The following is a 24311-nucleotide window of genomic DNA, read 5'->3' as shown; positions in this document are numbered from 1 at the left end:
AATTGACGCAAGGATGAAAGAGAGGTGGCAAACCTTCTCTTTCATCAGGCAGGCCAAATTTCAGGCTGGCTTCTTCAAGGAACCAGAGCGCAGCCAACGCTGGTGATTTTCCCATCCTGCAAATGGTAGTGAATATATTGCCGCATGGACTGCACTTCGCCCTGGGCGATGGGGTAGAACTGTTCCATCCCGTTGGCATCCAGGATTTCGCGGGTGAGGTCCTTGATCCCTTCGATGCGGATTACCCCTTCAACAGCGGCGAGTTCATCGCTGGCGGCAAAGCGCTCCACTTCCACCGTCTCTTTCACATATTGGTGCATGAAGCCGTAAAAATCCTTCAACTGCTGACGAGTCGTGATTTCGATCCCGAAAAAGGCGAGCCGGGGATTCTCGGCGTAGAAATCAAACACCATGTCATAATCACGGGCGTTGAAGGCGGCGGCGTAGCGTTCATAATCTTCACGAGTCATGATTGGTCCTCTCCATTCACTTGCGTTAGACATTAACGATCGTTAGCAAGTTGAAAAGAGCGCATCTCAAGATGCATGAGAGGATAGCGGAAAATGGCGAACACCGGATCGGGTGAGAATTTTGACTATATTGTCGTCGGGGCAGGCAGCGCAGGCTGCGTGGTGGCCGCGCGGCTTTCTGAAGTGCCATCCAACAAGGTGCTGTTGCTGGAAGCGGGCGGCAAGGATAGCCATCCCTATCTCAAAATGCCGATCGCCTTTCTGAAGGCCGTGCCCGATCCGCGCTTCAACTGGCCCTATATGACCGAGCCTGAGCCGCATCTGGATGGGCGGCAATTGCCCCTGCCACGCGGGCGGGTGATGGGGGGGTCTTCCTCCATCAATGGCATGTTCGCGATGCGCGGGCACCGCAAGGATTATGACCAGTGGGCGCAGATGGGTGCGCGGGGCTGGAGCTATGCCGAAGTGTTGCCCTATTTCAAAAAGCTGGAAAGCAGTTGGCGCGGGGAAAGCCTCTATCACGGCGGGGATGGCCCGATGCAGGTGCGCCCGATCAATAGCCCGTTGCTTCACCACGAACCGCTGATGGAAGCGGCGCATGATGCGGGGTATTCCACCAGCGAAGATCTGGCGGGCGAAAAGCAGGACGGATTTGCGCGCGGTGAAATGACGGTGGATGATCGCGGTCGCCGGGTCAGCGCGTCTACCGCTTACATCAAACCTGCGATGGGACGGCCTAATCTTGAAGTGCGTTCCGGTGTGCTGGTCCGCCGCATGGTGTTTGAAGGCAAGCGCTGTGTCGGGGTGGAGATTGATAGCGAACAGGGCACGCAGATCATTCGTGCCAACCGTGAAGTGATCCTGTCTGGCGGCACTTATAATTCCCCGCATCTGCTGATGCTGTCGGGCATTGGCCCGGCGGAGCATTTGCGCGAAATGGGTGTGGAGGTGCTGCATGACAGCCCCGGCGTAGGGCGCAATTTGCAGGAACATGCCAATGTGTCGATGGAGTGGTTCGCCACCAAGCCGGTGACGTTTCTCACCCAGCTTCGGTGGGACAAGATCGCGATCAATTCGCTGAAGTGGGCACTGTTCGGCAAGGGGCCGCTGGGCCTCCAGCTCAATAGTTGCAATGTTGTGATCAAGACGCGCGAGGAGCTGGACCGACCGGATATTCAGTTCATGGCAAATCCCATACGCTTTGATGCGCAGACCTGGTTCCCGCTGCTGAAACCGGGGCAGGATCATGTCTTCTGGGCAGGCCTTGTGGCGCTCCACCCCGATAGTCGGGGCTGGGTGAAGCTGAAGAGCAAAGACCCGCGCGATGTGGCTTCGGTGACGCTCAATTTGATGGCTGAGGAATCGGACCTTGCGACAATGCGCGCGGCGATCCGTGCGGCCCGCAAGATCTATAACACACCGCCGCAAGCCAATCTGATTGGTGAGGAGCGGATGCCCGGCGTGAATGTGGAAAGCGATGCCGAACTGGACGCTTTCATCCGCGCTACCTGCTATGTCGCGATGCACCCGACCAGCACGTGTGCGATGGGCATGGGGGAACGTTCTGTAGTGGATTCAGAGCTTCGGGTGATTGGTGTGGAGGGGTTGCGGATTGCCGATTGTTCGGTGATGCCAACCGTCCCCGGCGGCAACACCGGCCTTCCCGCTGTGATGGTGGGCGAGAAATGTGCGGACCTTATCAAGGGCCAGAGCCTGCCCGCGGCCGAGCTTCCGCCTGAGAAGGCGGCATGAGCAGGACCACGCAGGAAGAGGCCAATCTCGCCCTTGTTCTCGACATGTTTGCGCAGGTTTTGAACCCGATGGATTCGGCCGCTGCTGATCGCTTTCTGGCGGCGGATTACATTCAGCATAATCAGTCGGTCGAACCCGGCCTTGCGCCGTTCAAGGCCTTTCTGGACATGATCCGTGAGCAGACCCCGGATGCGGTGCATGATGTGAAGCGCGCCTTTGTCGATGGGGACCATGTGACGGTGCATTATCATGTGCGCCGCTGGCCGGATGATCCGGGCTGGGCGGTGATCGATATTTTCCGCGTCGAAGATGGCAAAATCGCTGAACATTGGGACGTGATGCAGGATGTGATCGAAGGTGGGCCAAACCCCAATTCGCCATTCTGAAAAGCATATTCTGGGAGAGAACCATGCGTTTCAAGGATAAGACCGTGCTGGTGATGGGTGGCAATAGCGGGATGGGTCTGGCCGCCGCCAAAGCCTTCGCCGCTGAAGGGGCAAGGGTCCGCATCACAGGCCGCAACCAGGTGACGCTGGATGAAGCGGTGATCGCCATTCCGGGGGCGGTGGGCTATCAGGCGGATATTGCCGACATTGAAGCCGCCGAGACCCTGATCGCCGATATTGAAGCGAGCGATGGCGCGATTGATGTCCTTTATGTGAATGCCGGTGTCGGTGGTTTTGCGCCCCTTCGGGAGATCACTGAGGAGGATTGGGATTTCGTCCATTCGGTGAATCTGAAGGGCTGCGTCTTTGCCATTCAGAAAGCCTTGAAGCTGATGGGCAAAGGCGGTTCGATCATCGTGACCGGATCGATTGGGGCCCATGCTTCGCTGCCCGGCAACCTCACCTATGCGGCGGCCAAGGGCGGGCTTTATGCGGCGGTAAAAGTCATCGCGGGCGAGCTGGTTTCTGAAGGCATTCGCGTCAATATGGTCAGCCCTGGCCCGATCGACACCCCGCTGCTCTATCGCAATCCGGGGATGAGCGAAGAAGCGGTGGCGGGCCTTAAACAGCAGATGATCAACGCGATTCCGATGCACCGCATGGGAGAGGCCGATGAAGTGGCCCGCGCTGTCCTGTTCCTCGCTTCTGACGAGGCTTCCTTTATTACCGCTGCCAATCTCTTCGTAGATGGCGGCGCTCTCGAACTGCGCTGAGGATTTTGACTGATGGCCAATGGACCTTTTGAAGCCCCTTTCTCCACGGTGGACAATCCCCGGTTGGAATTCGTGATGGAAGTCCGGCTGAAATTTCCGGATGTTTACACCATTCCCAACACCCCTGCTGGCGGCAACCGCAGCGCGGTGATCGTATCGGAAGGCACTTTTGAAGGCCCCCATCTGCGCGGTAAGGCCGTGCCCCATTCGGGCGGCGATTATGCTTATTTTCGCCCCGATGATGTGGCCTGTTTTGATGCCCGCTATCTCTTGCAGGAAGATGATGGCACGCTGATTTTGCTCAATAATAAGGGCTTCCTCTGGGGCCGCCAGCCCGACACGATGAGCCGCTTGCGTGACTGGGCCTTTGCTGATGGCGAGCCGGTGGAAAATCAGGAATATTATCTGCGCGGCCAGCCGAGCTTTGAATGCCCGGTGGGCAAGCATGACTGGCTGACCAAACATGTGTTTATCGGGGTGGGGGAACGCCGCGCGGATGGCAATTTGCTACGTTATTACGCGCTCGTTTGACCGCCAAGAGAGTTCGGGCACGCTGCCCCATCCGGCGGCGAACCCGGACCTTATCTGCCTGCGCATAAAGATACCGCGCGGCCGGCGTGGCGCCAGGGGCGCTACGCTGGTGCGGCGGAGGTGCTGGGTGCGAATGACCGGCACGCATCGCTCCGCGACATGCCGGTTTGGCCCGAACCGCTTGAAGGGCGGTCGTCCATGATAACAGGCCGGAAAGGGGCGGGGGCTCGCGACCCGCTGATCCCATCCGCATGGCTGATACACCATGCCACTGGCGGCCTGTTTTCCCCTTTGAGAGCCTGCCCGGAATACAGGGGCAGGGATGAAAAAGGGCCACAGGAAACCGCAAACATCCTGTCACATTCATCTGGCGTGCCTTGCCGTGGGCTGGGACTTTGTTGCATCGTCACCAGCGCCGCCAAACCACACCGGCCGCGTTTGCCTGTCTGACGCAAACCATACAGGCAAAAGGAGGAAACAAGCCGGCCTTGCAGCCTCCCGATATCACCTTCTCAATGGTGAGAAGTGCTGGAGCATATAACCAATATGGTTATAAATGTCAAGCTTTATGTGTCCTCGGCGCAGGTGTTCCCCGGATGGGCGAGGCCGGTTAGCAGGCAAATCTTAACCAATAGATCGTAATTCCGATATTATGAGTCGCATCATAATAATGAATATTTTCCGTGCCTTGCGCCACCTATCAGGTGACTTTCAAGGTAATGTGATGATCATCGCCGCGCTGAGCCTGCCGGTGGTTATCGGGTCGGCTGGTCTGGCGGTGGACCTCAATCGTGGGTATGAACAAAGGGTCTTCAATCAGCGTGCTGCCGATATGGGCGCGCTGGCGGCAGCCATGGCTTATAAAGCGAAGGCCGAGGCGGGAATCCTCACCCCCACAGCGCAGAATATGGCCCTGGCCAATGGACTGACCGGTGCCAATGTTGCCGCCAGTCTGGTGAAAAACTTCCCTGAAGAAGGCGATGAGTCCGTGCGCGTGGTGGTGACCAAGCCCGTGCCCTATATGCTGGCGCGCGTGCTCGGCTTTTCCGGCAACTATAATGTGTCTGCCGAAAGCTATGCGATCTTGTTCAGCGATGACCCGTATTCTGCGCCTTGCTATCTGGCGCTGTCCGATGGCGCGGCGGCCATCACCGTGACCGGCGGCGCTTCGATCGATGCGCCCGATTGCGCGGTGGCGGCGGTGGGTTCGATTGACAATAAGGGCGAATTGATCCGCGGGAACGATATTATTTCCGGGGAAGGCGACATCACCGTTGGTTACGGGAAACTGGAAGCGGAAACACTGCGCTATGGCGGTTCATTCAAAGCGCCTGACTGGAACAGCAATATCCCCCCAGAAGATAAACGCATCAATCAGACTACTGTCCTGACCGACCCCTGGGCGGAAAATGCAGAGCTGGCTTCGGCCTTTAGCAAGCTGGGGACCACAGCGGCGATGCCCAGCTTTGGCGATCCCACCACTCCTAATGGCAGCAATTGGGATTTCAGTTGGAACCCGTCCAATGCGGTGAAAGCCTATCGGGTGGGCACCACTGGCGACTATGTGGTGCCGGCTGGCAATTATACGATCGGCAAGCTTACCGTAGCAGGCGGCATCAATGTGCGGTTCGAAAATGGGTCAAACATCACCATTGCCAATGGTTTCGATCATGACGGTTCGAGCTTCAATTTCGGGAATGCCAATCTTTACGTGAACGGCGGTTTTGACACAGGCTATAGCGGTGTCACCATCGGCGATGGGGCCTTGTGGATTGGTAGCGGCAAGGTCATTTTTGCCGGCACCAACACCAAGGGCAATGGCAATGTCATCATCAATGATGATTTGAAGCTGGGGGGTGGCCAACATCTACGGATGGGTAATGGCAGCCATTATTTTGGCATGGTGGACCTTGGCGGGGGTGGTACAGCAGGCCTTGGGTCGGGTGATTTCGTCGCTCGCAAAGGCGTGCAGGTTGGCGGCGATAGCGAATTGGCAATCGGCAATGGCAATGTCGTGCTGGGCAAGGTGGCCAATGGCAATGCCGTTCAGTTGCAGGGCAGCGGTGCGTTTCTGATGGGTGATGGAACCTTCAGTGCTGATGGTACGATCTCCACCGATGGCGGCAGCAAGATCGCTTTTGGCAAGACAGCCAATCACTACATCAATGGCGATATGTCGATCAAAGGCGGCGCTCTGTTCGGGGCTGGGCGCTACACTGTGAATGGCGATGTCTCCAATGGAACCGGGGGCGCGACCTGGCCCTATACCTCCAAAGTCAACGGCAAGACTTACGGCCAGATGCTGGAAGGGGTGAATGTGGCCGGTTTCGATATGGCGGGCGTCAATGTCAGCTTTATCCTGCAAGGGGCGCTCAACCTGTCTGGCGGCGCGAGAACCAAACTGCTCGCAGCCACAGAAAGTGTGAGCGGGGCACAGATTGGTGAAATGTTACTGGCGAGTATGACCACCAACCATGTCACCTGGTCGGGTGGTTCCAGCAATGTGTTTGGCGGGGTGATCTATTTCCCCAAGGCTGAAATCAAACTGTCGGGTGGTAATGCCACGGTGGATAATGGGCAGTGTTTTTCGCTGGTCGGAGACAAGATTTCTGTGACGGGTGGCGCGGCGACCGGGTCTGCCTGCAAATCGATGCTCGGCAATGCCGGATCGGGTTCGTCCGGCGATATCAGGCTGGTGCGCTGATGCGGGCTTTCATGCACAGGCTCGCCCGCGATGAACGCGGCGCGGTGGCAGTGGAATTTGCCCTGTGGACGGTTCTGTTCTTCTTCGTGGTGATGGCAGCGCTTGATTTCGGGATGTATTATATCCAGCGCGGGCAAGTGGATGAAGCTGTGTCGGCTGCCAGTGTGGCAAGCTTCAACAATCGCGAAGATGTGAAATTCGATGAACTGCCCGATTATGTCCGCGCTCTGGCAGAAAGCCCCGATCTCACTGTCACGATCACTTGCAATGATGGGACATGCAAGAGGAACGGGCGAACCTGCGCCTGCCTGAAGTCTGATGGAAGCTATCTATCCAAAACCTGCGGCGCTGTCTGCACGGGTACTGGCGTAACCGCCAATTCTACGGCTGGCTATTATATGACGATCAAAGCATCGCGCCCCTATGTGCCGATGATCCTGCCCAATGGTGTGCTGACCAATGCGGAGATTGAACAGAAAGCCACGGTGCGTCTGGAATGATGATTTTGCAGCGCCTCCGATCCTGCCAGAAAGGTGCGAGCGCGGTGGAATTCGCGCTGATTGCGCCGGTGTTCTTCTTGATGCTGTTCGGGGTGATTGAGGGCGGGAGGATGATCTGGACCCGGCAGACGCTGGATGAAGTGGCTTTCAGCACGGCGCGTTGCATGTCGCTCGAAACCGATTGCCCCGATGAAGCGAGCCAGCGCGAATATGCCAAAAGACGTGCGGCCAATTATGGTGTGGCGATTGCCGATGGCAATATTACGCTGAAGGGCAACGCCACCTGTCAGGGCTATGCCGGGGCCAATCTGGTGACAATCAGGAAGGCGTTTGATTCACCAGTCACAGGCTTTGTGCCGGGGATGGGTGGCACCTTGGTCGCCACGGCCTGCTATCCGGTGCTGGGTTAAGGAGAGGGTTTTTCGAGGAGATAGCTTTCGGCCAGGGCCAGATCTTCCGGGCGATCCACATCAAGCAACATGGCGGTATCTGCGGGCACGAGGTGCAGATTTTTGTGGGCGGAGAGCAAAGGGCCAGCACCCCGGTCCCCTTCCAGCGCAGCGCAAGCCTCCAGCAGATCGCGAGTGAGCAGGGCCGGAACACCGGGACGGTTGTGGCCGTAATCCGTGGCTGATGGCGCGACGTGGCACAGGTCCTGCAGATGCTCCGGCGTCACCAGCGGCATATCGCCCAGCAGGACCAGTGCTGTCTCAAAGCCATGCGCCAAAGCGTGGGTTCCCACCAGCGCGAGCGAGGACGATAACCCCCGTTCCGGCTCGGGATTAATGCAGATACGCCAGTCTTTCGCTTGTGTGGCAAAGAGAGGCGGCGCGGGATTGGTGATGATGATGCCGGACAAAAGCCCTGCATCGGCCACCGCATCCAGTGCCCATTGGCCAAGCGGCTTTCCGGCGCAGCGGGCATCCAATTTGCCGCCGCCAAAGCGTGTGGCAAGGCCCGCCGCCAGCACCGCGACGAGCAGGCGCTCAGCCATTGCGGCGGTAGGCCGCTTCATAGGCAGCGATCACTTCGGCGAGCACTGAAACGGCCAGCACCTGCGGGTCGCGGCTATGGGGGATGAGGCCGATGGGGCTGACGGTCCGGTTGATCGCATTGGCGCTCATCCCAGATGACGCCAGCGCATCGCGCCGGGCTTCGCGGGCAATCCGGCCGCCTTGAGCGCCGATCAGGAAGGCAGGCGTATCGAGCGCCCATTGCAGCAGTGGCACTTCCCATTCGTGATCGTGGAACAGCAAGATAATCGCTGTCCAGAGGTCTGCTTCCGCCCCTACCGGTGCCTGGCCGAGCGAGAGGCGCTGGGGATCGTCGCGCGAATAGATGTCGCACCCAATGCCAGACGCTTCGGCCAGCAAAGCAAGGCTGGTCAGTTCTGGCCCTTCGCCAAACAGGATTAGCTTGATCGCAGGGATATAGTCGCGCTGGCGTAGTAGATGGGGCGCGCTGTCTGCTGGCAGGTCCAGCGCCAGAGATGCCGGGCGACGGGCCCGCAATTCCCGTGCAACATGCTGGCAGGCGGCGCGGTCTGGCGTAGGATCAACCCAGATATCAAGTCCCGAACCACAGGGCAGGCGAAAATCGATCGAAGGCGATCCGGCTCCAAAGCGCACAAGGCGCGGGCCACCTTCGCGCCGGGCTTCTTGCGCTTCAGTCACCAATTGGTTCTCAAGGCACCCATCGGCGAGGCTGCCTGCCAGCACGCCTTGCGCCCCAATCGCCAATTGAGCGCCCAGCCTGCGCGAAAAGCTGCCCTCTATGCCGATCAATGTGCACAAGGCCGCATCCTGATCCGCACAGGCAACGAGCGCCGCATCGTCTCCAAAATTGGGACCGGCAGGCGCGATGTTCAAAGAATGTGTTAAGGCCATTATGGACCGAACCCACAGCCCTGCAATTGGTTCACACCAACATATCAAGCAGTTCTGCCAGCTCCACGGTGGCAAAGCCCACGGCGCTGTCTGACAGGCCATAAGGGATCAGCAGGCGATCCCCGATATACAATGCCCCGCAGGTGTAGACGACATTGGGCACATAGCCGGAACGATCGGCATCAACAGCGGTGAGGATGGGGTGCTCTGTCCGGCCCAGAACTCTGGACGGATCATCCTTATCGAGCAAGGCGCAGCCCAGCGCATATTTGCGCATCGCCCCCACGCCATGGGTGATCACCAGCCAGCCAGCATCGGTGAGGATGGGGCTGCCGCAATTGCCGATCTGGATAAATTCCCATGGATATTGAGGCTCCATCAGGAGCACACCTTCATCGTCCCAGCAATCCAGTCTATCCGATGTGAGGAGGAACAGGTTCTTGCCATCCTGCCGCCCGATCATCGCATATTTGCCGTCGATCTTCTTAGGGAACAGCGCCATGCCCTTATTGCGGCCCGCTTCACCCTTGATGGGTTCGAGCGTCATGCGGCGGAAATCTTCCGTGCGCAGCAATTCGGAGCGGATCGAGGAACCGGAATAGGCCGTATAGGTGCCGATCCATTCGAATTTGCCCTCACCGTGATCGAACCGCGTCAGGCGCAGATCTTCCAGGCCATTGCGCTGCTGCTCTGTGATCGGGAAAATCACCGTATTGGACAGAGTGCTTTCCGGGTGGCGGCGCACCGTCACTGCGCCCGAACTGGCACTGAGCGAAGCGTCTTCCAGATCCACGGACGTTGCAAATGGCCCCTGCGGCCAGAGGGTAAAAGTCCCATCAGGATAGGCAATCCCTTCACGAAACACCACGGAACTGATGTGCCCTTCGCCCACTGCTCTCAGCGTCATGACAAAACGCATCGCTTCGCCTGTCATCCCGCTTTGGTCGGGGTGAGGCACGATGGACGGATTCATCAAAGCGGCAGCGGCATAGGTATATTCGTGGCAGAAATAGGCACCAATCAACCGTTTGCAGGTGGTGGATAATGCGCTGGAATCCATGCCCAGCTCTTCTGCTACTTCGGCAAAGCGATCTTCAAACAGGCTTTCCGTATGCCAGTGGCGCTCGCCAAAATCGGCCACCACACGGGCATATTCCTCCACTGCCTCTTCTTCGCTGAGGCTGAGAATGTCCTGCACCAATTGGCCAGCCCTGCCGCCGGGAGCATTCTTGGCCTGCCAACTGAGGTGAAATGGCCGCAGCACAACCCGCGAAGGATCAGCGTGAAGGCGTGTTTCCAAAACCTGCAAAGGGCTCGTCATGCATTCCCTATCCATCTTCACGACTTTTTCTCCGAAAGGCTCGGTCGGAATGTTAGCGGGCCTCGGGAAGTGTCACCATCGAATAATGAGAAAGTTGGAAGGCAAGGATGGATTCGGCACCACAATTTTCGTTTGCGCCGCGCGGATTAATGCCATCGCGGCACCGCCCGGTAGCGATGTCGGCCAGCGTCACGCCCCGGTCATTTCCGCCAAAGAACCAGTTCCACGCCTTTTCGGCATGGTCCAGCCAGCATCTCTTGCCCGTGGCGCGATAGCCGCATTGGGCGGACTCTATCGCCGCGAGGGCTTCCAGCGGTTGCTGGTCAAACGGCAAATGCCGATAGGGTTTGCCGAAACTGTCTGAGCCAATCGGGCGGAACATACCGGTTTCGCTGCATTGCTGCGTGTTGATCCATTGGAGGCTTTCCAGCCCCGCTTCGAGATAGGTGTCATCCTCCAGCAACAGACCGGCTTCAATCAGAGCTTGTGAGAGACGGGGGTTGTCATAGCCCAACACCGCTTCAAACCACGCCCAATCCGGCCGGCGGGATGCTTCGAGCAGGCGGTAAAGAAAGGCCGCGCCTTCCGTCAAAACCTCTCGTGATGCGCCGTGGTCTGGCAAAATGTGAAGCGCATCGGCAGCCCCCAGCATGGCAAAAGCCGTGGCGCGTGGGCTGTCCTGATTCAGCGAATGGGGCAAAACCTTGTCATAAAGATGCCTGGCCCAGCGGCGCAGGCCTGCATCGGTGGAATAGCGCAAAGTGTGCCCCAAAGCGCGAATGCTGCGGCCATTGGAATCATCCGAACCGCTTTCCTCCAGCCATTGCCGGTTAAAGCCCAAGAAATTGCGGAAACAGGATTTGTCTTCATTCCACGCAGCCTGCATGAAGGAGGCAAAGGTGACGCTGCGCTGCATCCTCTCGTCCACTGACAACCCTTGCGCCACATTCATCAGCATTAGCGCGCGGGCGTTGTCATCGAGGCAATAGCCATGTGCGCGGTCGGGCACGATGCCATTGGCGTGTTGGAACATGCCGGTGTCATCGCACATGGCAAAGACGCCGGAGAGGCCGGGGCGGGTGCCATGCGGCACATGATTCCCGTCATGCAGAATGCAGGATTGGATAAGATTTGCGGTCTTATCTGCAAAACGTGGCCAGATTGTCTGCCGTCCACGTGCATAGGCGCGCTTTTGCAGGGCTGAGAGTTCTTGCGGATCATCGAGCAGCCCGCACACCGTGTGCATGATCGCCAATGCGGAATCCGGCTCCACCAGACAGCCCACGCCATTAGCCAGCAATTCACGCGCATGGAGATAGGGCGTTGCGATCACCGCTTTGCCCAGCGCCACCGCATAGCTCAGCGTGCCGGAGGTCGATTGCTGCAAATTGAGATAGGGCGTGAGATAAATATCGCAGGCTTCCAACTGATCGAGCAGATCATCGGTTTCAAGGAAGCGATCATCCCATTGGATATGGTCTGCAACGCCAAGCTCTTCTGCCAGAGCAGCCAGCTTTTCGCGATAGGCTTCGCCTTCCTCCGCGACGAGATTGGGGTGGGTGGCCCCGACAATCCGGTACACCGTATCGGGGTGGCGGCGCAAAATGCCGGGCATGGCTTCAATCACCAGCTCCAACCCCTTGCCGGGGCTGAGAAGCCCAAAGGTCATCAGGACATTCTTGCCGCCAAGCCCCAGCCGGGCCTTATATTCTTCCTGCCTGCCAAACGGGCGGAAGGGCGCGCCATGGGGAATGATTTCCAGCAATTCATGTGGCGCGCCATAGCTTTCGGCCAGCAAATCGCGCGAATATTCGGACATCACCATAATCCGCGACGCGCGGGCAACCAGATGTTCCAGAATGGCCCGCTGCTTGGGGCTAGGGTCTGCCAGCACCGTATGCGGGGTCAAAATCAGCGGCGCGGCGAGCGTATCCACGAAATCGCAGACCATATCGCCGCAATCGCCACCGAAGATGCCATATTCATGCTGCAACCACACTGCGTCCACCGCTGAACGGTTGATGGCCTGGGCGGCCTGCAAATAGCTTTCAGGCGAGGCGCGGTCGATCGTTCCGGCGATATTGGTGTAATGGAGCGGGCTTTTCGGATCATCGAGCGCATAAAGATCGACACTGACTTCCGGGTGATATTGCGAAAGCTTGTCGTGCACATCTCCCGTGAACGTTGCGATGCCGCATTTGCGCGGTGGATAATTCCCGATCATGGCAATGCGAGGGTTATCAGGCGGCATGCTGTTAGACCTCAAGCTATCAAGCCGGCCAGTAAGCCGGTCCCGAAGGGTTTCGCTCATCAGCATGTCATGAGATTCCATCGACATCGTATGCCCCCTGATCAAATATGAAGTGCTGCTTGATTCCCAATCGCTTCCGTTCAATGCTGCATTGCGTCATAAAATGACCCATCTGACAAGAGAAAAGAAGCGCCAAACCCAGCAAGACCATGAAATCGTGTAACAAAGCTGTTTTGCGCTGCATCAGATCAGACGAAGTTCCTGCCTGTCAGTTCCCGGCGGCAAGATAATTCGCAGCTTCCGATAGAAGGTGGCTTGATTGCGATGAAAAAGGGAACTTCATTCGGTTTTGGGCATTTTAGCTTTGAATTCGCGACGCAGGCCTTTTGTCCCCCCCCCTGAACGCCCCGCTCGCGAATTTAGCAGATGCACCATGTCCCCCTGTGAATGCATCTGCGATCATGGCGGGAAGGCCCTGATAGACCTTCCCGCCACAATCACCCCAACAATTCGCGCACTATATTTGTCTGGCCCAACCTGCCGAAAGGCTTGCCATTCCTGTGCTTCATCCGCAGGCGGGGCTGATGACTGAAATCTATGATGCGATCATTCTGGGCGCGGGTGCTGCCGGGTTGTTTTGCGCCGCAGAGGCGGGGCTGCGTGGGCGCAAGGTGCTGCTGGTTGACCATGCGGAGAAGGTGGGGAAGAAAATCCTCATTTCCGGTGGCGGGCGCTGCAATTTCACCAATCTGGGCATCGCGCCGGATCGCTATCTGTCAGCCAATAAGCATTTCGCCAAATCCGCGCTCAGCCGATACACTGCGGGTGATTTCATCGCTTTGGTCGATTCATATGGCATCGCCTGGCATGAAAAGACGCTGGGGCAGTTGTTTTGTGATGGCTCGGCCAGGCAGATTGTCGATTTGCTGCTTGATCGCTGTGCGCAAGGCAATGTGACCATCAAAACCAGCGAGGTGGTGCGCGATATTGCTCATGGTGATGGCCGATATACTGTTTCTCTAACCAGCTTCACCGCGCAGGCGCCTGCTCTGGTGGTAGCCACCGGTGGCCCTTCCATCCCCAAAATGGGCGCGACAGGTTTTGCCTATGAAGTCGCGCGGCAATTTGGCCTCAAAGTGGTGCAGCCTCGCCCGGCGCTGGTGCCTTTGACGCTGGCAGGGGAAGACCTGCTGTTCCGTGAATTGTCCGGCGTGGCGACGGATGTGGTGGCTCGCAGCGGCAAAACAGCGTTCAAGGAAGCGGCACTGTTCACCCATCGCGGCATGTCCGGCCCGGCGATTCTGCAAATTTCATCCTATTGGCAGAGCGGCGAAGCGGTTCACATCGACTTTTGCCCCGGCCATAGCGCTGACTGGCTGGTGGAAGCCAAAGCCGCATCACCCAAAGCGACCATCCGCCAGACCTTGCGTGAGCGCCTGCCGCAGCGCCTCGCTGATGTGCTGGATGAAAAATTGGGGCTGGAAGGCATTCTGGCGGCGCAATCGGACAAGGCCTTGCGCGCAGCCGAAGCGCGTTTGGCCGCATGGGCATTTCATCCCAATGGCACGGAAGGGTATGCCAAGGCAGAAGTCACCGCAGGCGGGGTGAGCACGGCGGAATTATCCTCCAAAACGCTCGAATCCAAGCGGGTTCCAGGCCTCTATATGATCGGTGAAGCGGTGGATGTAACCGGGTGGCTGGGCGGTTATAATTTCCAATGGGCATGGGCCAGCGGCTGGGCTGCGGCGCAGGCGCTATAGGAGGGGCTTATGAATCAGCCGATTGCAATGATCCGTAACTTGCCATTCACCGCACAAATCCTACATTACACTCTTGAAAGGTAGGACGCCCGAATGAGCGATAATCGAGAGCCGGAAAATAAGAACGGCAATCCCTGGGTTAAGAGCCTGATGATCTGGGGCGGCATTTTGCTGTCCCTGCTGCTTGTGGTTTCGCTGTTTAACGGTCCACAGACAAGTGCCGGCACCCAACTGCGTTATTCGGACTTCCGTGCAAAAGTCCTCGAAGGCAGCGTGCAGGAAGTGCAGATTGCTCCTGATCTTATTACTGGTAAGCTTAAGAACGGTCAGACTTTCAGCACGGTTCCGGTGCCCAATGACACCGATCTTCCCAAGCTTCTGGAAAATAGTGACGTGCGCTATTCCGGGGCGAAGAAGGAAGAAATGGGCGTTCTGGGCTATATCCTGATCCAGTCTTTGCCCTTCCTGCTGATCCTTGGCGTGGCATTCTTTGCCTTGCGCCAGGTCCAGAAAGGTGGCGGTTCTGGCGCGATGGGCTTTGGCAAATCCAAGGCCAAAATGCTGACCGAAAAGCAGGGCCGTGTTACTTTTGCGAATGTGGCCGGCATTGATGAAGCACGTGAAGAGCTGGAAGAAATCGTCGAATTTCTGAAAGACCCGCAGCGTTTCTCGAAGCTGGGTGGCCAGATCCCGAAGGGTGCTCTGCTGGTCGGTTCGCCGGGGACAGGTAAAACCCTGCTGGCCCGTGCGATTGCCGGTGAAGCAGGCGTGCCATTCTTCTCCATCTCCGGTTCGGACTTTGTGGAAATGTTCGTCGGTGTTGGCGCAAGCCGCGTGCGCGACATGTTCGAACAGGCCAAGAAAAACGCGCCTTGCATCGTGTTCATCGATGAAATCGACGCTGTGGGCCGCAGCCGTGGCAATGGTCTTGGCAATTCCAATGATGAGCGCGAACAGACGCTGAATCAGCTGCTGGTCGAAATGGATGGTTTTGAAGCCAATGAAGGCATCATCATCATCGCCGCCACCAACCGCCCTGATGTGCTTGATCCGGCGCTGCTGCGTCCGGGCCGTTTTGACCGTCAGGTGGTGGTGCCAGTCCCCGATATCGAAGGGCGCGAAAAGATTCTCGCCGTTCACATGAAGAAGGTTCCCTTGGCACCCGATGTCAATGCGCGCACCATTGCGCGTGGTACGCCCGGTTTTGCCGGGGCTGACCTTGCCAATCTGGTGAATGAAGCGGCCCTGCTGGCAGCCCGGCGTAATAAGCGCATGGTCGCCATGCAGGAATTCGAAGACGCGAAAGACAAGGTCATGATGGGCTCTGAACGCCGCAGCATGGTCATGTCTGACGATGAAAAGAAGATGACCGCCTATCATGAAGCGGGCCATGCCATCGTGGCGGTGTATGAACCGGCATCAGACCCGATTCACAAGGCCACCATCATTCCGCGCGGCCGTGCGCTGGGTATGGTGATGCGCTTGCCCGAACGGGATAGCTATTCCTACCACCGCGACAAGATGCACGCGAACCTTGCGGTAAGCATGGGTGGCCGCGTGGCGGAAGAAATCATCTTCGGCCATGACAAAGTGTCCTCCGGCGCATCGGGCGATATTCAATATGCCACCGACCTTGCGCGCAATATGGTCACCAAATGGGGCATGTCGGATAAGCTTGGGCCGCTGCAATATGAACAGAGCCAGGAAGGCTATCTGGGCATGGGCGGCACGCAGCGTCTGATGATGTCGGGCGAAACCAGCAAGCTGATCGACAGCGAAATCCGCAATCTGGTGGATACGGCTTATGATCGCGCCAAGCAGGTGCTGAAGGATCAGGAAACGCAATTGGAGCTTCTGGCGCAGGCCTTGCTGGAATATGAAACGCTGACCGGGGATGAAATTGCTGAACTCATCAAGAGCGGCAAGATTGATCGCCCGAATGAACCGAGTGGGCCTGCCATCACCCGGCCAACGCAAGGCTCCTCCATCCCCAAAGCCGGAAGGCGCTTCGGCGGGCAGGGCGGTGTTGCACCACAAGGTGCCTGAACGCTCAACCTGTGAACAGTGAAAGAAGCCGCCCCGCTACAATGGTTGGGGCGGCTTTTTATTGAGGCCGACGCGTTTCATCGGCGCTCGGACAATTTGCGTTCAATCGCGCTCCATATCCGGGCGAAACTTCGCGCTGCCGGAGAGCTTGGGGCAAATACGCCCACCGGCTGACGGCGCACGGCGCATTGTTCCACTGCGCTTGCCTGCGGAACCACCGGCCAGTCTGGATGGGCGTCCAGCGCTTCACGATGCAGTGTGCGGCGCAGATCAAGCATGGACAGCACCGGAAGCATGGGAGGGTGAAACTTTGTGTGGAGCTTGATCTCCTTGGCCACCAATTCGAAGGCGCGGGAAGACAATGGCGATGGCGGCATGGGTACGATCACCAGATCGGCGGCCCGCATCACTTGCGCGCTGATTTCATTGAGTACCGGCGGGCAATCAAGCACGATCCGCTCGTAAGTTCTGGACAGATCCTGCGCCAATTTGGCCAAGCGTTTACGCTTGCCGATCCGGGCAAGCTGGCTGTCCAGCGCGCGCAGGCTTTCATCAGCGGGGAGAATATCCAGCCGGTCATAAGGGGTCGGGCGGATGAGCTTTGCAGGGGGGCGCTCTCGCGAAAAGATCGATTGGGCGGCTGGCTTTTCCGGGGCATCAACGCCCAGCAAATAGGCTGCACCCCCTGCCGCATCGAGATCCCAGAGCAGTGTTTTGCGGCAGGAAATGGCGGCAGAACACCATGCCAGATTGCTCGAAATGGTGGTTTTACCCACCCCGCCTTTGACGCTGTAAACGGCAATAACCGCCATGGCTGCTCCTTTTGCTGCTGCCCCTGCGTTGCCTGTTGCAAGGCGGGGGCAGTTTGCAAATGAAGTGCGCCAAAGTCACGGCTTTGTCATGCACAGTCAGCTGGTGGTGAGCGTTCCGCGTCGTTCCGCCCGGTCTTTCCACAAGCGGCGGGCATAGGCCTGAAGATCGGGAATTGTGTCCACTTCATCGAGGATTTCGATACCAAAGATGGTTTCCACAATGTCCTCCAGCGTCACCAGCCCGGAAATGGTGCCATATTCATCCACCACCAGCATGATTTGATGGCGTTCTTCAATAAAACGCTGGAAAATCCGGTCTACCGAGAGCGAATCGGGCACGCTCAGCATGGGCCGCGCCACATCGGCGAGGGTTTCCTGCGTATCGAGACCACTCTCGACCAATCGTGCCAGAACCTCGCTCTTGATGACGAAGCCGGAGATTTTGTCGGGATTATCCCGATGGATCGGGATGCGGGTATAGGGTTTGCCTTCCACCGCGCTCAGGAATTCCTGCAAGGGCATGGCACCGGGCAGGCTGAACATCACCGTGCGCGGGGTCATCACATCCTGTGTGCGCACTTCATTGAGACCGAGCAGGTTGTGCAGCACAGTGGTTTCACGCGCGTCGATCTGTCCTGCTTCCTCTCCCAATCGCGCCACGGCGAGCAGTTCGTCGCGATGCTGTGTGGCGTCCGCTGCCTTGCCAAAAGTAATGATCTTGGTGAGCTGCTGCGAAAACCACACCAGGGGGGCGAGCAGCCAGATCATCACCGGCAGAATGCGGGCAAGGAACGGGGCCAGCGCCAGCGCATAGCGCGCGCCGATGGTCTTGGGGATGATCTCTGTCAGCACCAGCACGGCCACGGTCAGCCCGGCGGCGAAGATCGCCTGTGTGGTGCTGCCGAACAGGCGGGCATATTCCGCGCCCGCGCCTGCTGCACCCATGGTGTGCGCCACAGTGTTGAGGGTGAGGATCGCTGCCAGGGGCCGGTCCACATCCTGTTTCAGCATATTCACCTTGTCTGCCCAGCGCGCACCCGCCGTCTTGCCGGTTTGAATGGCAGTGGGGGTCAGCGTGAGAAGCGAGGCTTCCAACAGCGAACACAAAAAGGAAATGCCAAGGGCAATGCCGACGTAGAAAAACAGCAATGTCATCGTTGGGGCAAAAATGTCCTGATCGAAAAAGGCATGAACCCGTAGGCATAGAGAGTGCAGCGGGATGGCACAATGCGGCTCTTTTCCCAATCGCGCTTAGGCGTGGGCCCTATCTGTCAGAAGGTGGGGTCGCCAGAGCGTGGCGCTGAGCAATCGCCAAAGAAAAAGGCCGCTACCCCCGAAAAGGGCGCGGCCTTATTCGCATCATGATGGTGGCAATTAGCCGTCGTAATCGGACCCGACAGAGGTCGAACGGGCTGGTGCCGAAGCGGTCACGCGCATGGCTTCAGCCGACTGGCTGAGTGAACCGATGGCATCTGCTTCATCTTCATCATCAGGCAGTACGCGCTGCATAGACTGCGTGAGGCTTTCCTGAAGATGCTTGGGCTTGATGGTTGTTTCAGCGATTTCACGCAGGGCAACAACAGGATTCTTATCCCGGTCACGATCAACGGTGAGTTCTGCGCCACCGGCAATCTCGCGGGCACGCTGAGCGGCCAGCAGGACGAGATCGAAACGGTTGGGGACCTTGTCGACGCAATCTTCGACGGTAACGCGCGCCATAGGGGCACTCCGATTAAATGAACGGGTCTGTCTTGAAAGCGCAGTCTCTAGGGGGGAAGCGTTGCAAAGTCAAGGTTTTCCAACCTGCCCGGAGTGCTAAGGGGATATATGCTCAGCTCTTCCTTGACCGAATCGCAATCTGATCCCGAAGCCGTCGCCCAATACCGCGACCCGGAGAGCTTCTCCCTTCAGGCGCAGGGGCTGGATCTGACCTTTCACCCGCAAGGCAGCGCCCGGCTTGAGGCTTTGATGGAGTTGATTGACGGCGCACAGGAAAGCCTGCGCCTGTGCTTTTATATCTATGCGCCTGATGAGGTGGGCATTCGCGTGCGCAGCGCTTTGGAAGCTGCCGTGCGCAGGGGCGTGCATGTGGTGCTGATTCTGGATAATTTCGGCGCGGGGGTAAATGCTGATTTCTTTGCGGACTTCTCAGCAGCCGGGGGAAATTTCCGCGAATTCAGCTCACACTGGGGGCGACGCTATCTGATTCGCAACCATCAGAAGATTGTGATTGCCGATGAAAAGCGCGCGATGCTGGGCGGCTTCAATATTGAAAACAGCTACTTCGCCCCGCCGCAGGACAATGGCTGGAACGATCTGGGGGTGATGATTAAAGGGCCGGTGGTGGATGATCTGGGCCGCTGGTTCAACCGACTGGAAGAATGGACCGGCAACCCGGATGCCCAATGGCGCGCGATCAGCCGGATCGTTCGGCATTGGGAAGGCGGTTCGGGTCCGGTGCGTTTGCTGGTGGGAGGGCCGACGCGCGGCCTTTCCAGTTGGGCGCGGGCGGTGGGGCATGATCTGCTGTTTGCCAGGCGGCTCGATATGCTCATGGCCTATTTCTCCCCGTCACCGCGCTTGCGCAAGCGGATCAGGCGAATCGCCAGGCGCGGCACGGCGCGGCTGGTTCTGGCGGGCAAGTCTGACAACAGTGCCACCATCGCTGCATCACGGGCGCTCTATGGGCGGTTGCTGAAAGCGGGCGCCAAATTGTTCGAATTTCAGCCTTGCAAGCTCCACACCAAGCTGATTGTGCTCGATGATGTTGTCTATTTCGGCAGCGCCAATTTTGACATGCGCAGCCTCTATATCAATCTGGAAATCGTGCTCCGGATCGAAGATGCGGCATTGGCCGAACGGATGCGGGAATTTATCGGCCAGCACACCAAGGCGTCGCGGGAAGTGACGCCGGCGCTCTATCGCCAGCATGCAGGCTGGTTCAACCGCGCCCGCTGGTGGGCAAGCTGGTTTCTGGTGTCGGTGGTGGATTACACCGTCAGCCGGAGGCTCAATCTGGGCATTTGAGCCGGGTATCGGGAAAGGCCAGTTTCTAGGATAAGGATAGCCGGTGGCGCGTTACCTCTCTACCACTGCTGAGAAATTGGGAGATTGCTGATGTTCTGGCCGCGTTTGACCGTTGTTTTTGCCGCTGCCTGCGGCCTTGCCGCCTGTTCGCAACCCCAAAATGCAGAGGAGCCAACCGCTCCCAAGCCTGCTGAAACCGCTGGCGGTGCAGATATGGCGTTCAGCCCTGAAGCCTTAAGCGCGGATGATATGAAACAGGTTTCCGTTAATGGAGAGCTGGGCTGTGCCTTTGCACTGGAGAAGCAATCGCCCGCCCTGCTGATCGCGCGCGGCAATGTCGGCAGCACCACCCCGGCCAGCGGCATCATCAAAATCGCCGGGCGGACTATTCCGCTCAAATCACGCGAGCCATCGGGTTTTGATGGGCTGGCAGATGGCGCCACTTTTGAAGGCCCTGCCGTAACAGTCGCAATTGAGCGGCTGAGCAAGGATTCCCCGGCCAATACAACAAATGGCAGCGCAGAATCGCCGCCCTACCCTGCGAAGATGATTCTTTCCGGCGAAAGTGGCGCAGAAAATGCCATGAACGGCCTATGGACCTGCGGCCCTTAAGTCGGTTGTATCTGAACGGATGAATGGAGTTGCCCCGCCGGGCCTGACATCTCGCCGTAGCCCGAATGATGCACCGGACGGCGGCTCTACCAGCACCGAGGCATGTGCCAGTATAAGCTACCTGTCGATTTACACAACCAGCCCGCGAGACTTAAACCCCACCCAATCAATCGTCATCATATCCGCTGGCCATATCGCCTTCTGCCAGATCGGAGAAGCGGGTGATCTTGGATTCGAATTTCATGCGGACTTTGCCGGTGGAGCCGTGGCGCTGCTTGGCTACGATCAGTTCAGCCAGGCCATAGACTCGTTCCATATCGGCCTGCCAGGCGGCATGGGCTTCATGGGCTTTCACATCCGCATCGCCTTGCGGCAGCTTGGGTTCACGCGAGGCGATGTAATAATCTTCACGGTACACGAACCACACCATATCGGCATCCTGCTCGATCGAGCCGGATTCACGCAGGTCAGAGAGCATCGGGCGCTTGTCTTCGCGCTGTTCCACCGCACGCGACAGCTGCGAGAGGGCGATCACCGGAAGCTCCAGTTCCTTGGCGAGCGTTTTCAGGCCACGGCTAATTTCGGAAATTTCGTTCACGCGGTTATCCTGCGCGCGGCCGGAACCTTGCAGCAATTGCAGGTAATCGACCACGATCAGGCCGATATCATGCCGCCGCTTCAACCGCCTTGCGCGGGTGCGCAGCGCGCCGATGGTGAGGGCGGGCGTATCATCAATATAGAGCGGCAAATCGGCCAGACGCTGGCTGGCATAGGAAAGCTGCTGGAAATCATCCTTGGAAATCTTCCCCATGCGCAAGGCTTCGGAAGAAATTCCCGCCTGTTCTGCCAGAATACGGGTGGCGAGCTGATCGCTCGACATTTCGAGGCTGAAAAAGGCTACGCCAGCACCCACGGATTTCTCAATCCCGTCACGTTGATCGCGGAGCAGCCGGTCGGCGCAATTAAAGGCGATATTGGTGGCGAGCGAGGTTTTGCCCATACCCGGACGCCCGGCAAGGATGATCAGATCGGAATCATGGAGGCCACCGATTTTCTCATTCACCGATGTTAGACCAGTGGTCTTGCCCGAAACATGGCCGCCTGAATTGAGCGCGGTTTCGATCATTTCGAGCGCTTTATTGGTCGCGCCCCGGAAGCTTTCGGCGTCCTTGGTACCGGCGGCTCCTTCAGCTACGCGGTAAAGCGCGGCTTCGGCATGTTCAATCTGGCGCATCGGTTCGACTTCATCTGACGTGTCGAGCGCGCCTTCCACCAATTCGCGGCCCACGGTGACAAGTTCACGCAAGAGTGCCAGATCATAGATCTGCTGCGCCAGTTCGCGTGGGGCGAGTAGGCCCTGACCATCCGCGGTCAGCTTGGCGAGATAGCCGGTGCCGCCCAGTTCCTTCAGCGCTTCATCGGCATCGAAATAGGGTTTGAGCGTCACCGGCGTGACGACCATCTGCCGGTCAATCAGGGTCAGAACGCGTTCAAAAATCCGGCCATGCAGCGGCTCGAAAAAATGCTCCGGCCGCACGGTGACGGGCAATTCTTCCAGCACCCGGTTGTCGATCAGCACAGCACCCAGAAAAGCTGCTTCTGCTTCCAGATTGGCAGGCAACGCACGGCCTGCGGGCGTAACCGCCTGATTCGCGGGCGAATCACCCTCTTGCGCAGAAAGGGCGTGAGGGAGGGCGGAAGTGCGAGTCATAAGGGTTTGATCGGCCATGTGCGCGTGATGCGCCCAGAGCGCCTTTGCCGCAAGATCGTAAGAGTTCATGCCCCCTGTGGAAAAGCTAGCAAGTTTTCCTGTTTGCTCAAACGGCCATGCTCTGCGAAAGCCGTAAGGCGAATATGGAAACGCAGTGCATCTCTCACGTCGAACTGGACGAAACCACGATCCTGTGGCGCAATGCCGATGTCGAGCAGGAGCGCAACATTGCGCTTGCCGATCTGATCGAGGAAAACAGTTTCACGCCTTTGCGGGCTGTGGAAAACGGGGCGCAGGGGCCGTGGCGTTTGCGCCTTTCGATTCAGGATGGGCGCTTGTCCATGGTGATCAGCGATTCGCAAGGCGAAGCGGTCGATACGATCACGCTGGGGCTGGCTCGTCTGCGCCGCCCGGTGCGGGAATATTTCGCCATTTGCGATTCCTATTTCAAAGCCGTTCGCCGCGCTTCCGCACAGGAAATCGAGACCGTCGACATGGCGCGCCGGGCGACTCACGATCAGGCGACCCGGCTTTTGCTGGAAGCGATGGAGGACAAGATCGAGACGGATTTTGCCACCGCGCGGCGGCTGTTTACGTTGATTTGCGTGCTTCACATCAAGGCCTAAGGGGCGTTACAAATCCACTATGGGTAAGAAAAGGGCATTTCCCTGGCATCGCCGTCTGGCTGCTGCCATATTGCTATTGGTCATAGCAGGCACTGCTTTTGCATGGTGGAAATGGGAACATTGGACACCGGATCGTGACGCTTATCCTGTGCAGGGTGTTTTGATCGGTGCTCGTGATGAAACACCCAATTTCAAAGCTTTGGCGGCGATTGGGGCTGATTTCGTTTATCTGGAGGCCAGCAAGGGAGAGAGGGGGCGTGATCCGTCCTTTGCCCGCAATCTGGAGGCTGTCCGCCAGTCCAGCCTGCCCTTCGGCGCCGTTCACGCTTATGATCCGTGCATTCCGGCCGAAAAGCAGGCGGCCAATTTCGTCACCATCGTGCCGCGCGATCCTGACCTTTTGCCGCCGGTGATATCGCTCGACAAATTGGCGGAGAATTGCCCCACCCAGGTGAGCGATCCGGCAGTGGAAAGTGAATTGACCACCTTCCTCAACCAGATTGAAGGCCATGTGGGCAAGCCGGCCTTGCTGATGATTTCGCCCCGGTTTGAAGAACGCTATCACATCGCGTCCCGGATTGATCGGAACCTGTGGCTGGAACGCAATTTCTTTGAACCCGAATATGGCGGCAGGCCATGGGCGCTGTGGACCGCAAATGATGAATTGCGGAACGCGGCTAGCGCGATGCCTCTGCGCTGGGTAGTGGCCATGCCATGACATTATCTCTCGAAAACAAGCGGGACGCTTTGGTTGCTGCTGCGCGCAAAGCGGGTGAGCAATCCTATGCACCTTATTCGAACTACCGCGTCGGTTCGGCTTTATTGTTCGACGATGGCACCATTGTCACCGGCACGAATGTTGAAAATGCGAGCTATGGTCTGACGCTGTGTGCCGAAACCTCGGCTGTGGCCAAAGCGATGGGCGATGGTCGCCGTGGCGGTCTGGTTGCGGTGGCCGTGACGGGCAGCGGGGATGATCTGGTGACGCCATGCGGCCGCTGCCGCCAGGTGTTGCATGAATTGGCTGATCTGGGCGGAACCGACCCGGTAGTCTGGTGCTGCGCGCCTGATAAAGTACTGGAAGTGAAGCTCTCTGAGCTACTGCCCCATGCGTTTGGGCCGAGTAATCTCTAAGCCATTATA

23 protein-coding genes are annotated in these 24311 nt (G+C 58.1%); 14 read left to right on the top strand and 9 right to left on the bottom strand.

The features are described from left to right. Positions 1 to 74: 74 nt before the first annotated feature. On the bottom strand, positions 75 to 470 hold the full coding sequence (locus GRI39_RS08845; RefSeq protein WP_160739362.1) for a nuclear transport factor 2 family protein: 396 nt from the start codon (positions 468 to 470) through the stop codon (positions 75 to 77). A 93-nt stretch (positions 471 to 563) separates the two neighbouring features. Here GRI39_RS08845 and GRI39_RS08840 point away from each other — a divergent pair, with 93 nt between their 5' ends. The 7 genes from GRI39_RS08840 (at position 564) to GRI39_RS08810 (ending at position 7526) form a co-directional block, all read left to right on the top strand. Next, positions 564 to 2222: a GMC family oxidoreductase gene (locus tag GRI39_RS08840; RefSeq protein ID WP_160739361.1), complete on the top strand. Its 1659-nt coding sequence runs from the start codon at positions 564 to 566 to the stop codon at positions 2220 to 2222. Further along, entirely contained in the window at positions 2219 to 2608 is a 390-nt protein-coding gene (locus tag GRI39_RS08835) for a nuclear transport factor 2 family protein (RefSeq protein ID WP_160739360.1), read from the top strand. The genes GRI39_RS08840 and GRI39_RS08835 overlap by 4 nt, the downstream gene beginning before the upstream one ends. A 23-nt stretch (positions 2609 to 2631) precedes the next feature. Next, the gene (locus GRI39_RS08830) at positions 2632 to 3381 is read left to right on the top strand and encodes an SDR family oxidoreductase (protein ID WP_160739359.1); all 750 of its coding nucleotides are present in this window, start codon (positions 2632 to 2634) and stop codon (positions 3379 to 3381) included. A gap of 12 nt (positions 3382 to 3393) precedes the next feature. Further along, positions 3394 to 3912: a DUF3237 domain-containing protein gene (locus tag GRI39_RS08825; protein WP_160739358.1), complete on the top strand. Its 519-nt coding sequence runs from the start codon at positions 3394 to 3396 to the stop codon at positions 3910 to 3912. A gap of 670 nt (positions 3913 to 4582) precedes the next feature. Next, positions 4583 to 6616, top strand: coding sequence for a Tad domain-containing protein (locus GRI39_RS08820; protein WP_160739357.1), 2034 nt, complete (start codon positions 4583 to 4585; stop codon positions 6614 to 6616). An 11-nt stretch (positions 6617 to 6627) separates the two neighbouring features. Then, positions 6628 to 7116 carry a TadE/TadG family type IV pilus assembly protein gene (locus GRI39_RS08815; protein WP_160739356.1) on the top strand — a complete coding sequence of 163 codons (489 nt, stop codon included), beginning with the start codon at positions 6628 to 6630 and terminating at the stop codon, positions 7114 to 7116. Further along, a complete protein-coding gene (locus tag GRI39_RS08810; protein ID WP_160739355.1) occupies positions 7113 to 7526 on the top strand; it encodes a TadE/TadG family type IV pilus assembly protein in 414 nt (137 codons plus the stop codon). Before GRI39_RS08815 ends, GRI39_RS08810 begins: the two co-directional genes overlap by 4 nt. On the opposite strand, the gene GRI39_RS08805 is transcribed toward GRI39_RS08810, so the two are convergent. The 4 genes from GRI39_RS08805 to GRI39_RS08790 are packed head-to-tail and all read right to left on the bottom strand — an operon-like array spanning position 7523 to position 12661. Then, entirely contained in the window at positions 7523 to 8131 is a 609-nt protein-coding gene (locus tag GRI39_RS08805; RefSeq protein WP_160739354.1) for a nucleotidyltransferase family protein, read from the bottom strand. The two genes, GRI39_RS08810 and GRI39_RS08805, sit on opposite strands and share 4 nt — an antisense overlap. Then, positions 8103 to 9002: an XdhC family protein gene (locus GRI39_RS08800; protein ID WP_160739353.1), complete on the bottom strand. Its 900-nt coding sequence runs from the start codon at positions 9000 to 9002 to the stop codon at positions 8103 to 8105. Before GRI39_RS08800 ends, GRI39_RS08805 begins: the two co-directional genes overlap by 29 nt. A 31-nt stretch (positions 9003 to 9033) precedes the next feature. Next, positions 9034 to 10323 carry a glycoside hydrolase family 130 protein gene (locus GRI39_RS08795; RefSeq protein ID WP_160739352.1) on the bottom strand — a complete coding sequence of 430 codons (1290 nt, stop codon included), beginning with the start codon at positions 10321 to 10323 and terminating at the stop codon, positions 9034 to 9036. A 52-nt stretch (positions 10324 to 10375) separates the two neighbouring features. Further along, positions 10376 to 12661, bottom strand: coding sequence for a glycosyltransferase family 4 protein (locus GRI39_RS08790; protein ID WP_246205000.1), 2286 nt, complete (start codon positions 12659 to 12661; stop codon positions 10376 to 10378). Positions 12662 to 13158: 497 nt separating this feature from the next. Between GRI39_RS08790 and GRI39_RS08785 the strand changes: the two genes are divergently transcribed. Then, on the top strand, positions 13159 to 14334 hold the full coding sequence (locus tag GRI39_RS08785; protein WP_160739351.1) for a BaiN/RdsA family NAD(P)/FAD-dependent oxidoreductase: 1176 nt from the start codon (positions 13159 to 13161) through the stop codon (positions 14332 to 14334). 93 nt (positions 14335 to 14427) lie between these two features. Further along, positions 14428 to 16380, top strand: a complete 1953-nt coding sequence (ftsH, locus tag GRI39_RS08780; protein ID WP_160739350.1) for an ATP-dependent zinc metalloprotease FtsH — start codon at positions 14428 to 14430, stop codon at positions 16378 to 16380. A gap of 77 nt (positions 16381 to 16457) precedes the next feature. Here the strand turns inward: ftsH and GRI39_RS08775 are convergent, their stop codons facing one another. The 3 genes from GRI39_RS08775 to rpoZ form a co-directional block, all read right to left on the bottom strand. Further along, the gene (locus GRI39_RS08775; RefSeq protein ID WP_160739349.1) at positions 16458 to 17192 is read right to left on the bottom strand and encodes a ParA family protein; all 735 of its coding nucleotides are present in this window, start codon (positions 17190 to 17192) and stop codon (positions 16458 to 16460) included. 96 nt (positions 17193 to 17288) lie between these two features. Then, positions 17289 to 18347 carry a CNNM domain-containing protein gene (locus GRI39_RS08770; RefSeq protein WP_160739348.1) on the bottom strand — a complete coding sequence of 353 codons (1059 nt, stop codon included), beginning with the start codon at positions 18345 to 18347 and terminating at the stop codon, positions 17289 to 17291. A gap of 219 nt (positions 18348 to 18566) precedes the next feature. Further along, a complete protein-coding gene (gene rpoZ, locus GRI39_RS08765; RefSeq protein ID WP_160739347.1) occupies positions 18567 to 18911 on the bottom strand; it encodes a DNA-directed RNA polymerase subunit omega in 345 nt (114 codons plus the stop codon). A gap of 108 nt (positions 18912 to 19019) precedes the next feature. Here rpoZ and GRI39_RS08760 point away from each other — a divergent pair, with 108 nt between their 5' ends. Both GRI39_RS08760 and GRI39_RS08755 read left to right on the top strand, forming a co-directional pair. Then, positions 19020 to 20219 (top strand): phospholipase D-like domain-containing protein, encoded by a 1200-nt coding sequence (locus GRI39_RS08760; RefSeq protein ID WP_160739346.1) that lies wholly within the window; start codon positions 19020 to 19022, stop codon positions 20217 to 20219. Between the two features lie 90 nt (positions 20220 to 20309). Further along, on the top strand, positions 20310 to 20831 hold the full coding sequence (locus GRI39_RS08755) for a hypothetical protein (protein ID WP_160739345.1): 522 nt from the start codon (positions 20310 to 20312) through the stop codon (positions 20829 to 20831). A 166-nt stretch (positions 20832 to 20997) separates the two neighbouring features. Here the strand turns inward: GRI39_RS08755 and GRI39_RS08750 are convergent, their stop codons facing one another. Then, positions 20998 to 22542 (bottom strand): replicative DNA helicase, encoded by a 1545-nt coding sequence (locus tag GRI39_RS08750; RefSeq protein ID WP_160739711.1) that lies wholly within the window; start codon positions 22540 to 22542, stop codon positions 20998 to 21000. Positions 22543 to 22685: 143 nt separating this feature from the next. Here GRI39_RS08750 and GRI39_RS08745 point away from each other — a divergent pair, with 143 nt between their 5' ends. From GRI39_RS08745 to GRI39_RS08735, 3 genes are read left to right on the top strand one after another with little or no spacing between them, the layout of a single operon-like run. After that, a complete protein-coding gene (locus tag GRI39_RS08745; RefSeq protein WP_160739344.1) occupies positions 22686 to 23168 on the top strand; it encodes a UPF0262 family protein in 483 nt (160 codons plus the stop codon). 19 nt (positions 23169 to 23187) lie between these two features. Continuing rightward, complete coding sequence (locus tag GRI39_RS08740) at positions 23188 to 23886, top strand: glycoside hydrolase family 25 protein (protein WP_160739343.1); 699 nt, start codon at positions 23188 to 23190, stop codon at positions 23884 to 23886. After that, the gene (locus tag GRI39_RS08735; protein ID WP_160739342.1) at positions 23883 to 24302 is read left to right on the top strand and encodes a cytidine deaminase; all 420 of its coding nucleotides are present in this window, start codon (positions 23883 to 23885) and stop codon (positions 24300 to 24302) included. Before GRI39_RS08740 ends, GRI39_RS08735 begins: the two co-directional genes overlap by 4 nt. Positions 24303 to 24311: the final 9 nt, after the last annotated feature.

It is taken from the genome of Altericroceibacterium indicum (genome assembly GCF_009828105.1).
Classification (GTDB): Bacteria; Pseudomonadota; Alphaproteobacteria; order Sphingomonadales; family Sphingomonadaceae; genus Altericroceibacterium; species Altericroceibacterium indicum.
Note: the sequence above shows the minus strand (reverse complement) of the source record. Positions and strands in the feature narration are given on the sequence as shown.

Bases quoted from the DNA above. Each gene is read 5' to 3' on its own strand.
- GRI39_RS08735 (WP_160739342.1), top strand. From the start codon at position 23,883: ATGACATTATCTCTCGAAAACAAGCGGGACGCTTTGGTTGCTGCTGCG.
- GRI39_RS08800 (WP_160739353.1), bottom strand. From the start codon at position 9,002: ATGGCCTTAACACATTCTTTGAACATCGCGCCTGCCGGTCCCAATTTT.
- GRI39_RS08760 (WP_160739346.1), top strand. From the start codon at position 19,020: ATGCTCAGCTCTTCCTTGACCGAATCGCAATCTGATCCCGAAGCCGTC.
- GRI39_RS08745 (WP_160739344.1), top strand. From the start codon at position 22,686: ATGGAAACGCAGTGCATCTCTCACGTCGAACTGGACGAAACCACGATC.
- GRI39_RS08775 (WP_160739349.1), bottom strand. From the start codon at position 17,192: ATGGCGGTTATTGCCGTTTACAGCGTCAAAGGCGGGGTGGGTAAAACC.
- GRI39_RS08785 (WP_160739351.1), top strand. From the start codon at position 13,159: ATGACTGAAATCTATGATGCGATCATTCTGGGCGCGGGTGCTGCCGGG.
- GRI39_RS08795 (WP_160739352.1), bottom strand. From the start codon at position 10,323: ATGACGAGCCCTTTGCAGGTTTTGGAAACACGCCTTCACGCTGATCCT.
- GRI39_RS08830 (WP_160739359.1), top strand. From the start codon at position 2,632: ATGCGTTTCAAGGATAAGACCGTGCTGGTGATGGGTGGCAATAGCGGG.
- GRI39_RS08815 (WP_160739356.1), top strand. From the start codon at position 6,628: ATGCACAGGCTCGCCCGCGATGAACGCGGCGCGGTGGCAGTGGAATTT.
- GRI39_RS08810 (WP_160739355.1), top strand. From the start codon at position 7,113: ATGATGATTTTGCAGCGCCTCCGATCCTGCCAGAAAGGTGCGAGCGCG.
- GRI39_RS08755 (WP_160739345.1), top strand. From the start codon at position 20,310: ATGTTCTGGCCGCGTTTGACCGTTGTTTTTGCCGCTGCCTGCGGCCTT.
- GRI39_RS08825 (WP_160739358.1), top strand. From the start codon at position 3,394: ATGGCCAATGGACCTTTTGAAGCCCCTTTCTCCACGGTGGACAATCCC.
- GRI39_RS08820 (WP_160739357.1), top strand. From the start codon at position 4,583: ATGAATATTTTCCGTGCCTTGCGCCACCTATCAGGTGACTTTCAAGGT.
- ftsH (WP_160739350.1), top strand. From the start codon at position 14,428: ATGAGCGATAATCGAGAGCCGGAAAATAAGAACGGCAATCCCTGGGTT.
- GRI39_RS08840 (WP_160739361.1), top strand. From the start codon at position 564: ATGGCGAACACCGGATCGGGTGAGAATTTTGACTATATTGTCGTCGGG.
- rpoZ (WP_160739347.1), bottom strand. From the start codon at position 18,911: ATGGCGCGCGTTACCGTCGAAGATTGCGTCGACAAGGTCCCCAACCGT.
- GRI39_RS08790 (WP_246205000.1), bottom strand. From the start codon at position 12,661: ATGTCGATGGAATCTCATGACATGCTGATGAGCGAAACCCTTCGGGAC.
- GRI39_RS08835 (WP_160739360.1), top strand. From the start codon at position 2,219: ATGAGCAGGACCACGCAGGAAGAGGCCAATCTCGCCCTTGTTCTCGAC.
- GRI39_RS08770 (WP_160739348.1), bottom strand. From the start codon at position 18,347: ATGACATTGCTGTTTTTCTACGTCGGCATTGCCCTTGGCATTTCCTTT.
- GRI39_RS08740 (WP_160739343.1), top strand. From the start codon at position 23,188: ATGGGTAAGAAAAGGGCATTTCCCTGGCATCGCCGTCTGGCTGCTGCC.
- GRI39_RS08845 (WP_160739362.1), bottom strand. From the start codon at position 470: ATGACTCGTGAAGATTATGAACGCTACGCCGCCGCCTTCAACGCCCGT.
- GRI39_RS08805 (WP_160739354.1), bottom strand. From the start codon at position 8,131: ATGAAGCGGCCTACCGCCGCAATGGCTGAGCGCCTGCTCGTCGCGGTG.
- GRI39_RS08750 (WP_160739711.1), bottom strand. From the start codon at position 22,542: ATGACTCGCACTTCCGCCCTCCCTCACGCCCTTTCTGCGCAAGAGGGT.